The 9,416-nt window shown below is 41.4% G+C and carries 10 protein-coding genes and 1 tRNA gene; 1 reads left to right on the top strand and 10 read right to left on the bottom strand.

From position 1 onward, the window contains the following. Positions 1-38 precede the first annotated feature (38 nt). Both PSU78_RS02705 and PSU78_RS02700 read right to left on the bottom strand, forming a co-directional pair. Positions 39-503, bottom strand: coding sequence for a hypothetical protein (locus PSU78_RS02705; protein WP_300383834.1), 465 nt, complete (start codon positions 501-503; stop codon positions 39-41). Next, entirely contained in the window at positions 503-907 is a 405-nt protein-coding gene (locus PSU78_RS02700; RefSeq protein WP_300383831.1) for a hypothetical protein, read from the bottom strand. Before PSU78_RS02700 ends, PSU78_RS02705 begins: the two co-directional genes overlap by 1 nt. A gap of 207 nt (positions 908-1,114) precedes the next feature. Between PSU78_RS02700 and PSU78_RS02695 the strand changes: the two genes are divergently transcribed. Further along, positions 1,115-1,780, top strand: coding sequence for a hypothetical protein (locus tag PSU78_RS02695; protein ID WP_300383828.1), 666 nt, complete (start codon positions 1,115-1,117; stop codon positions 1,778-1,780). An 89-nt stretch (positions 1,781-1,869) separates the two neighbouring features. Here PSU78_RS02695 and PSU78_RS02690 read toward each other — a convergent pair whose 3' ends face one another. From PSU78_RS02690 to PSU78_RS02655, 8 genes are all read right to left on the bottom strand, one after another. Then, entirely contained in the window at positions 1,870-3,111 is a 1,242-nt protein-coding gene (locus PSU78_RS02690) for an integrase arm-type DNA-binding domain-containing protein (RefSeq protein WP_300383825.1), read from the bottom strand. Between the two features lie 172 nt (positions 3,112-3,283). Continuing rightward, positions 3,284-3,369 (bottom strand) — tRNA-Leu (locus PSU78_RS02685). A 31-nt stretch (positions 3,370-3,400) separates the two neighbouring features. Further along, positions 3,401-3,757, bottom strand: coding sequence for a preprotein translocase subunit SecG (gene secG, locus PSU78_RS02680; RefSeq protein WP_300383822.1), 357 nt, complete (start codon positions 3,755-3,757; stop codon positions 3,401-3,403). Between the two features lie 70 nt (positions 3,758-3,827). Continuing rightward, positions 3,828-4,580: a triose-phosphate isomerase gene (gene tpiA / locus PSU78_RS02675; RefSeq protein ID WP_300383819.1), complete on the bottom strand. Its 753-nt coding sequence runs from the start codon at positions 4,578-4,580 to the stop codon at positions 3,828-3,830. Between the two features lie 81 nt (positions 4,581-4,661). Beyond that, on the bottom strand, positions 4,662-5,540 hold the full coding sequence (locus PSU78_RS02670) for an NAD(P)H-hydrate dehydratase (RefSeq protein ID WP_300383816.1): 879 nt from the start codon (positions 5,538-5,540) through the stop codon (positions 4,662-4,664). 26 nt (positions 5,541-5,566) lie between these two features. Next, on the bottom strand, positions 5,567-7,261 hold the full coding sequence (gene recJ / locus PSU78_RS02665; protein ID WP_300383814.1) for a single-stranded-DNA-specific exonuclease RecJ: 1,695 nt from the start codon (positions 7,259-7,261) through the stop codon (positions 5,567-5,569). A gap of 40 nt (positions 7,262-7,301) precedes the next feature. Continuing rightward, a complete protein-coding gene (locus tag PSU78_RS02660; RefSeq protein WP_300383811.1) occupies positions 7,302-8,288 on the bottom strand; it encodes a hypothetical protein in 987 nt (328 codons plus the stop codon). Positions 8,289-8,479: 191 nt separating this feature from the next. Continuing rightward, on the bottom strand, positions 8,480-9,148 hold the full coding sequence (locus PSU78_RS02655) for a glycine zipper 2TM domain-containing protein (RefSeq protein ID WP_300383809.1): 669 nt from the start codon (positions 9,146-9,148) through the stop codon (positions 8,480-8,482). Positions 9,149-9,416: the final 268 nt, after the last annotated feature.

Here is a 9,416-nt window from a genome sequence, read left to right as displayed (position 1 = left end):
CCACACATAGTCTCAGTTTGCAAAATTATGGTGGATTTTTAGAGATGCCCTATAGTATTTTTGGGAGGGTGAAGCTGATACAGCTCAATCAGAAATATCTTTGTCCTGCGCATATCGCCTATCCAAAATCCAGCATTCGATAGCAGATCAACCAAGCGAGACGGGTAGTTGAAATCGGCTCGCGGAACTAATACTATTGTCAGCTGGTTTCGAATGTCCTTAAATTTAACGCGCACACTAACTTGACCAGTTTCATTGTCACGCATGTTTGCCTCGTAGCGAATAAATGAGCATATGGCGACTTCCTTTTCACTTTCACTACTGGCCATAAAACATCCATCACGAGTACGCGTGTAGTCACCGCTTGTCATAGTCCATGCAGTTTTTCCACTTTCGACTTTGCGCACGCCAGTTTTTACTATCTCGCTACGTTGAGAATTACCGTTATTAAGGTTAGCTGTACTAGTTGTATTTGCCACGGTATATTTTAGTAGAGAGTCCATTATTTGCCCCCTTCTTTTGAAGTGCTGACCAAGTGTGGTGCAGCACCTTTGTGGATTTTCTCTGAGTCTTTGATTTGGTTAAGATGCTTCCTTAGCTGACCAACATTCCAAGCGGATATACGAGCTCCCATTTTACAAGGTGCGGGCACACGAGATTCTTTTACCCAGCGCCACAATGTGGCTTTGGAGCAGGCTAAAAGGCAAAGCACAACTGGGACACGAACAAATGCACTGTCTGGAAATTGGTCAAAGTGCATTAATGCTATCTGGGCTGGGCTCCATGTAGCCATTAGATTTTCTGCTGTTGGCTTTAAGTAAATAGAACTATCAATTTGATTTTCATAGTTGATATTTAAGTGGTTTGTGTTTAAAGTTTTTTTACGTAATACGGTGTTAATTTTCATATTAAGCCCTAACAAGTAATTTAAAATTGGGTTGATTTTTCCACCCAGTTCTTGCCTCCGAGTACAACGCTAAATTGGCGTTACTATCAGTTGCTTTCATATATACATTGTTGATTCCGTTAAAAGATTAATCAAAAAATTTCATTTAACTATCTGAAATAAAATATAATTGTAAAGATAATAGAAATTTTAATTTAGGGTTTAATTTTGAAAAATGTCGATAAAAATGAATTTAGAGAGAAAAGACAGCTTATTTCTCTACGACGAAAAGTAATTGAGGGGCGGAAACGCTGGGAGAAATTAATTCAACCACATGTTATTTCTATAGAAACTACTAAGGGTAAATCTGAGCGCAGCCCACTAAAAAAACTTTACTTCGTAAACATGGGCGCGTGGTGGGAGCCAATTCAGAAAGAAATGGAAAAAATTGAGCTAAAAATAGCCAGAGCAGATAATAAAGTAGAAAAAGGATCGCGGGGTTTATGGTTACCAACAGTCATAAAAGATGCTAAAAGAGTCACGATAAAACAATATTCTGCCGTATCTGTAAGGAAGTGTTATGACGAAACTGCTGAGGAGTTTGCGAGAAAATCTGGTCATACTCGCACGCTATTAAAAAAATGGCATACGATTGCTTCTCTAACTGGAATAGATTATGCACTAGGCGTGCATAGCTCAACAGAAAAAAAGCATTATCCATTCACAGATTGGGCAGTTTGTTTATGTAAAGATGGCATATTACCAACTTTAAGCAAGTTAGAACATAAACCCGTATTCTCCGAAAAGCGCTTAATATACTCAATTTGCACTTATGGAAATAGTTTACTATTTATAAGAAAGGGCACAAAATCTAGTCAACCGCACTACAACTAAGATCAATTGTGAGTGCTCATATAAATTTACGCACCCACAAATTCAAAATAGTTTTAAATCCACCATAATCAGAAATCGGGGCATTATGGTTAAGTCTTTTTAAATGGTATTACTTTTGTACCATCTCGCATTATGTCTAGCTGATCGCTCCACCATTGCGCAAGCTGTTTGCGTTCACGATCATAGGTAGCTTCGTTGTAAATACCCCTGATTTTGTCTTTATCACCGTGCGATAAAGCAGCTTCAATTACATCATTCCTAAACAACCCGCTTTCATTTGCTTGTGTGCTGAAAAAGTGGCGACAACCATGTGGCACTATGTGATAGTCGGTAAAATTCAATCTAAAGGCTTTGCGTATCGTTGCTTCAGATACAGGCTTTCTAGCAAGTCTTGATGAAAAAGCATATTCGCTATGGCCAGTATAATGCTTCAGCTCTTTTAATACCTCTATTGCTTGCCTAGACAGCATAACAGTATGGGGCTTTGTCATATGCTTACGTGTTTTTGATTGCTCCAGTGGAATTGTCCAAATAGCTTTTTCTAAATCGAAGTCCACCCATTTAGCACATCGTAGCTCACTGGGTCTTTGTGCAAGGTTAATCATGAGGTAAACACACGTTGAAACTTCGAAGCTACCTGCATAATCTGTAAGATTGCGTAATAGTTTGCCGGCATCATTTGCTGACTTTAGTCTAGGAAATTTTTCGCCAACGTGCTTTTTAAGTCTCAGGTCTGTGACTGGTATAGGATTCTCACTAATCATCTTGTCACTTAAAGCAAAATCAAACACCTGCTTAATCCATCCACGTGTTTTTTCCATAATCTCTAGTGCCCCACGTTTTTGCATTACCAGCAAACAATCACGAACCATATGATTATCTATCTTGCAAATAGGGTAACTCCCTAGTTTGCTGTAAACATTAGCATTGAAGGTTTGTGCTATTTTTAAATGAGTAGTTTGCGCTAATGTATGTTTTTTTATATCTAGCCATACTTCAGCTACTGAACGGAATGTAGCATCTGCGTCCTTAATGGCTTGCGCCTTTTCTAACTTAGCTTCAATTACAGGATCAAGATTATCAGCAACCATACGCCGCTTTTCCATTGCTAAACGACGTGCTTCAGCAAGCGTTAAGTCAGGATAGATGCCTAGTTGTAAAAGTTTAGGTTTGCCGTTTAGAGTAGTACGTAGTTGAAAATATTTGCTACCGTTAGGATGTACCAGTAAAAATAAGCCATTGCCATCTCTTACGGTGTATTGCTTATCCTTTGGCTTTGCGGCACGAATAGTAAGGTCGTCTAGTATTTGATTAGATAGCTTTTTTGCCATAATGTATAAAAACGTATAAAAAATTTATGAGTTATGTTTTTATACATATTTTTATACGTTTTGTAAAGAGACTGTATAAGACAACATGCTACTGCGTAATACAGTATTTAGTGCTAACTTATTGTATTTACAGGGATATTGAAGCTATTTGAGACCACTTGAAACTATCTTCTGGTGCCGACGGAGAGACTCGAACTCTCACGACTATTAGTCACAACCACCTCAAGGTTGCGTGTCTACCAATTCCACCACGACGGCATCTTTCTGAGACTAAACTCAGAAAATTTAATTACTTTGGTATATCTTGTGCCGGTGCTGCTGGCGGCGTAATGGCATCGATTTTTGCTGCTGGCGTAGTCGTATTCACTATGGCATTTTTCTCTGCCATCGCTTTAACCACGCTTCCGCTGCCTTCTTTATGGCTAGACATATAGGCTAGCGTTAAGCTTGTAGTGAAGAATATCAACACAAAAACTGCAGTTGCGCGGCTCATGAAGTTAGCTGAGCCAGACACACCAAATAAACTGCCAGATGCGCCGCTACCAAATGAAGCGCCCATATCTGCACCTTTGCCATGCTGCAAAAGAACCAAAGCAATGACGCCTAGCGCTGCAATCACATGAATTACTAATACTAATTTTTCCATTTTCCACCTAATGCTATCTAATTTTTACAACTAACGCAGAACTTACGCCGCTATAATTTGTTACGCTTTTTCAGGCTGTAACGCGACATATCCGTTCAAATTCTTGTGCATTTAATGAGCACTTGCCGACTAGACCACCATCGATATCTTGCATAACAAATAATTGTACCGCATTTTGCGGGTTTACGCTGCCCCCATAGAGGATTTTCATGCTTGCTGCAGCCGCTTTATCTAGCATTGCAACTTTACCGCGGATAAATTCGTGCATGCTTTGCGCTTGTTCTGAGCTTGCGGCCAAACCCGTACCAATTGCCCAAATCGGTTCATATGAAACTACTGATTTAGCAAACACAGCTGCACCATATGTATTAATAATAGTATCTAATTGCTTGCCAACCACCATTTGCATAACGCCGGCTTCGCGTTCAATCAAGGTTTCACCTACACATAAAATTGGCGTTAATCCATGTGCTTGCGCTTGCACGAATTTAGTGGCTATATTTTCATCTGATTCACAATAGGCGGTCGCACGTTCTGAGTGGCCAATAATGACATAACCTGCACCAAAGTCTTTAATCATCGCGGCGCTCACTTCACCAGTATGCGCACCAACCGCATCTTTACTAAGGTTCTGAGCACCCCAAGAGATATTGGTATTTTGCAACATGGATTGTGCTTGTGCTAGATAAGGGTATGGCACACAAACAACAACATCGGTATTTTTGAGGGATGATAACTGATTAATATAAGCTTGAAATAACAGCTTATTTTCAGCTAGATTGCCATGCATTTTCCAATTGGCAACGACTAATTTTTTACCCATGCTAACCTTAGTTGATATTTATAGGCATAATTTTACATTTTTAATTGCTTATAGTCATCGCTTAACTAGACAATAAGCATACTAGGTGAGGCGTGAGCTTAAGTGATTAATGATATTGCGTGCCTCAATAGCAACTTCTGATGCAGCAAGCCCTGCAGGGCCTATACCTTTTGCCACTAAAGCATCAGCTGCCGCACCGTGTATAAAAACACCAAGATTGGCTGCATCTAAACCACTTAAACCTTGCGCTAAAAAACTACCAATAATGCCACTAAGCACATCACCCGTGCCCCCACTAGCGAGCCCAACATTGCCTGTAGTATTAATAAAATAACGGCCATCGACATGCGCTACCAAGGTGCTAGCGCCTTTAAGAACGCAAGTTACATGTAAATCTTGAGCTAACTTAAGTGCGCTATCAGCTCTGCTTTGCTGAATCTCTTCACTAGTCCGCCCGATTAATCTAGCGGCCTCTCCAGCGTGTGGCGTAATAACCGTTTCTGACCGACGATTTTTGCAAATTGCCGCCAAATGTGGATGCTTAGCAATTAAATTCAGTGCATCTGCATCAATCAACATCACTACATTTTGACTCAACCAAAACTCCAACAGCTCGATCGCTGTATGTGATTGACCAAGCCCTGGGCCAATTACAACACAATTTAATTGTGCTAAGTTGGTTAAATCAGTAGGTTTGCGAAACATGATTTCTGCATGCAACATATCAACACTAGGTGCGTTGGTGGATAAACAAGCCGCATAAACACGCCCCGCACCGCTCAACATGGCGGCTCTGGCTGACAACAATACAGCCCCTATCATGCTGGCATCACCACCAACAATTGCTAGACTGCCGAACGTGCCTTTATGTGCGTCAGCATTACGTCGCGGCAAAGTGTTAACCAACATACTTTGCACTAGCAAATGAGAGTTAACTTGTTCAGTTTTGATGATAGCCATCCTTAATATTTGAGCCTAGTGATTACTTAAGTTTCATTCATTACATAACGCAGATTCAATTGCACTTTTTGCGACCCGTTATAGCTATTGGTTTGTAACTGATAGGCAGTTTGAATTTCATCTGGTAAGAATTCAGCGTGATTAAAGTAAATAGCATCGATGATACTTGCATCTTTTTTCAGGCTAAGTTTAAGGTGTTTCTCACCCAACAAACGCTGATTCAACACTTCAAATTCATCATAAAATAATGGCGGTGCAAAGCCCTGCCCCCACACTTGATTTTCTAATGCATGCGCAGTGGCGAAAGTCATCTCATTTTTACTTAAACTACCATCTACTTCAAGCACGGATTCCAAATCGGCTTCTGTAATCAAGCTTCTTACTACAACCTCAAAGCTTTGATTGAACAATTCAAAATCAACCTGCTTAATGGTAAGACCGGCAGCCATGGCGTGCCCACCAAACTTTAAAATTAAATCTGGCTGATGCTTACTGAGCAAATCAAGGGCATCGCGTAAATGCAAACTAGCAATAGAACGGCCTGATCCTTTAAGCAGACCATCGCCAGCACTTGCAAAAGCAATCACTGGGCGGTGGTAGCGCTCTTTAATTCGCGAGGCTAGAATGCCTATGACACCTTGATGCCAGTCTTCTTGATAAATGCTAATGGCAAATTGGTTATCGATATTAATCTCATCCAACGACAAGCTGGCGCCGTCTTGCATGTCGGCCTCTATGCTGCGACGCTGCACGTTTAAATCTTGCAAACGTTGGGCGATGGTAGTGGCTTCAAGTTCAGATTCAGCAAGCAAACATTGTATGCCTAAGGTCATGTCGTCTAGCCTGCCAGCGGCATTCAGCCGTGGGCCGACATAAAAGCCCAAATCCTGTGCATTCGTATTTTGCGGCTGACGACCTGCTACTCTTAATAACGCCAATATGCCTTGCGAACAAGCACCTGCGCGAATTCTGCGCAAACCTTGTTCGACTAGGATACGATTATTATCATCAAGTTTAACCAAATCTGCCACCGTACCTAATGCGACTAAATCAAGCAACTCCGTTAAATTTGGCTCTGGTTTTTCTGCAAAAAGACCACGTTCCCGCATTTCCGCACGCAAACCGAGTAAGCAATAAAACATGACACCTACACCCGCTAGATTCTTACTTGGGAAACTACAACCATGTTGATTAGGGTTAATAATACAAGCTGCTTCTGGCGTGACTTGACCTGGCAAATGGTGATCGGTAATCAGCACCTGTATGCCTAGCGCATTCGCTGCTGCGACACCGTCTACGCTGGCAATGCCATTATCGACAGTAATAATCACATCTGGGTTTTGTGTGGCGGCAAGCGCTACAATTTCCGGCGTTAAGCCGTAGCCGAACTCAAAGCGATTCGGCACTAAAAAACTTACCGTCGCACCAAAGGCTTTTAATCCTTTCACGGCAACCGCTGTGGCTGTTGCGCCGTCTGCATCGTAATCACCAATCACCAATAATTTTTTATTGGCTTGAATCGCGTCAGCTAATAGTTTTGCCATAGCGACATTATTTGTCAATGTGTTGGGAGGTAATAGATTGCTTAAATTAATGCTAAGTTGATTGGCATCGCTAATGCCCCGCGCAGCCAATAGTCGCGCCATTAGCGATGAGGCACCTGACGCTTGCAGCGTTTGCGCCGCTTGAGGTGGAATATTGCGTTGTACAATTTTGGTCATTTAAATTCGATTATTTATCAATTCAATTACTTAGGTAAGCTTATTCGAGATATTGCATAATAGGTTTTGCTTTTCGCCAAAACTTATAAACATCTAAGGGCTTGATCACAACGACTAAGCATTTTTCATAAAAACCTAAATTCAAAGTGAGTTGCTCAATCTGCTTACTCTTAAATGCGGTAAAAAGCGGTGCGAACCAAGTCTCATCAAAGTAATTAGTGTTAGATTGGCTTGTTTGAGAGTGATTGCTTTGTGGCAGTGCTAGCCGCACATGCTGTGCCGTACTCTGTAAAATTTCATCTAAATTAATAGGTACGGGTTGGTAAGCTATTTTTGCCCAGGTTGCTAAGCCTTGGTTTAAAACATCATTCGCAAACATTAGCTCCACATTATGCTGTAAGGCTTTAAATGTAGGCATGACACCACCACCAGACAGCCAAACACTATTCACCACAAGCTCACCACTAGATTCACGCGCTTCATTTGTTGGATGATCATGCAGCAGCATTTGCACTTCATTAAGTATAGATTTCCATTTTGCAGCATCTACTCCTTGCGGCATGAAATGATGCACGTTTTTATCCATTGCAACGCTGGGCAAGGTGGTTGTAATCTGTGCAGCTTTATCCGCACGTAAATACCATGCGCCTGATTTTCCAATGCAGAATAGCAAGCCATCTTGAGCAAAATGCGTATTCAAACTAGCAACCATCAGCACAGCATGCGCTGGTTTTACATATAACGGCGCTGGCTCACTTAGACTAAAACAATCTCGTTGCATAACAAAATGTACAGGATCAGCTCGCAACCAATAACTATCACCTATAACTAAACCATCCGCAGCAGCGCTAATAGCAGCAATAGGCCAATCGCCCTCTTCATTTAGTCCAAGCTGTTGACATGTTAATGCTTCTAGCGGCACACCTACCTGTGCAACGCAAGCTTTAGACAGCAAGCGCGCTAATGCACTAGCACTTTGCAAGCTGGCTAACTCATGATTTAAAACGCAATCTACCGTTAATTTCACACAAAACTCATATCAATAATATCTACAAGATAGATTTTACTTGCAAGCACCTTTGGATGGGAGATTTAGCATGGGAGATTTCCAAAAATAAAAACCCAGCAGTCTTTTTGGGACTACTGGGTTTAACAATCGCCTAGCTTTATGGGCTAGGCTAATAAACTGCTATATTTTTACAAGCTATAAACTGAGGCTTAATAGTAACGGCCATCACCTCGGTCGTCATCATGCCTATCCCAACCGCGGCGACCGTGATCACGACGGTCATGATCACCATCCCAACCTCTATTGTTATAAGTAGCAGCTTCCACATAAGTCACTTGCGAAACGACACGACTACGCGGCTCTATTGCTACATTCACATCAATATAGCGACCAGGCTGTTCATTCGTCACGGTACTATAAGTTCTACCGTTGTATTCATAGTTCACTAAATAGCCCGTAGTCACACTTTGCCAATTATCAACTTGGTAGCAAGCTTGTACTGGCACACTACGCGTACCACCGTAACCACGTTGATTATTGGCAATACTATTACCTGCAATAGCACCTACACCGGCACCCACCGCAGCAGCTGCAACACGGCCATTACCACGACCCACTGTATTTCCTAGCAAACCACCCGCAATACCACCGATAATGGCACCAGCCACAGAGTTATTACCACCATTACTGTAGCTTTGTTGCTGATATTCTGTACGACATTCTTGGCGCGGCACATTCACACGCTCCACTTGAGGTGTTGATGAAAGCACGCGGGCTGTATCAGTATATTGATCAGCCGCCATTGCTGGCACTGCAAATACTGCAGTCAATAAAGCTGGCACCAACATTTTAACTCGCACGTTTTTTACAAAACTCATTTTATTTCTCCTTTTGTCTAACTTACTTTTATGACTTAAGTTAAGTAGCTAGAACTTAGTTACGCCTAATTAGCGCGATGGATTGAATTTAAAATATAAACTTTTCACACTCAATCTCTGCGAATTACTTTGCAGATGGTGAGTTAACGCGGCTATTTTCAGTTTGGACTACAAACAATTGTTACGAATTTGTAACTAATGATTTTCATTAGAGAAACTAAAAGACCAAACAATAGTCTCATTAATACTTATTTATCGTTGTGTGACG

It is taken from the genome of Methylotenera sp., from assembly GCF_029945705.1.
GTDB lineage: Bacteria > Pseudomonadota > Gammaproteobacteria > Burkholderiales > Methylophilaceae > Methylotenera.
Note: the sequence above shows the minus strand (reverse complement) of the source record. Positions and strands in the feature narration are given on the sequence as shown.

Excerpts from the sequence above, each read along its gene's own strand:
- PSU78_RS02670 (WP_300383816.1), bottom strand. The coding sequence starts at position 5,540 with ATGGCTATCATCAAAACTGAACAAGTTAACTCTCATTTGCTAGTGCAA.
- PSU78_RS02690 (WP_300383825.1), bottom strand. The coding sequence starts at position 3,111 with ATGGCAAAAAAGCTATCTAATCAAATACTAGACGACCTTACTATTCGT.
- tpiA (WP_300383819.1), bottom strand. The coding sequence starts at position 4,580 with ATGGGTAAAAAATTAGTCGTTGCCAATTGGAAAATGCATGGCAATCTA.
- secG (WP_300383822.1), bottom strand. The coding sequence starts at position 3,757 with ATGGAAAAATTAGTATTAGTAATTCATGTGATTGCAGCGCTAGGCGTC.
- PSU78_RS02705 (WP_300383834.1), bottom strand. The coding sequence starts at position 503 with ATGGACTCTCTACTAAAATATACCGTGGCAAATACAACTAGTACAGCT.
- PSU78_RS02700 (WP_300383831.1), bottom strand. The coding sequence starts at position 907 with ATGAAAATTAACACCGTATTACGTAAAAAAACTTTAAACACAAACCAC.
- PSU78_RS02655 (WP_300383809.1), bottom strand. The coding sequence starts at position 9,148 with ATGAGTTTTGTAAAAAACGTGCGAGTTAAAATGTTGGTGCCAGCTTTA.
- recJ (WP_300383814.1), bottom strand. The coding sequence starts at position 7,261 with ATGACCAAAATTGTACAACGCAATATTCCACCTCAAGCGGCGCAAACG.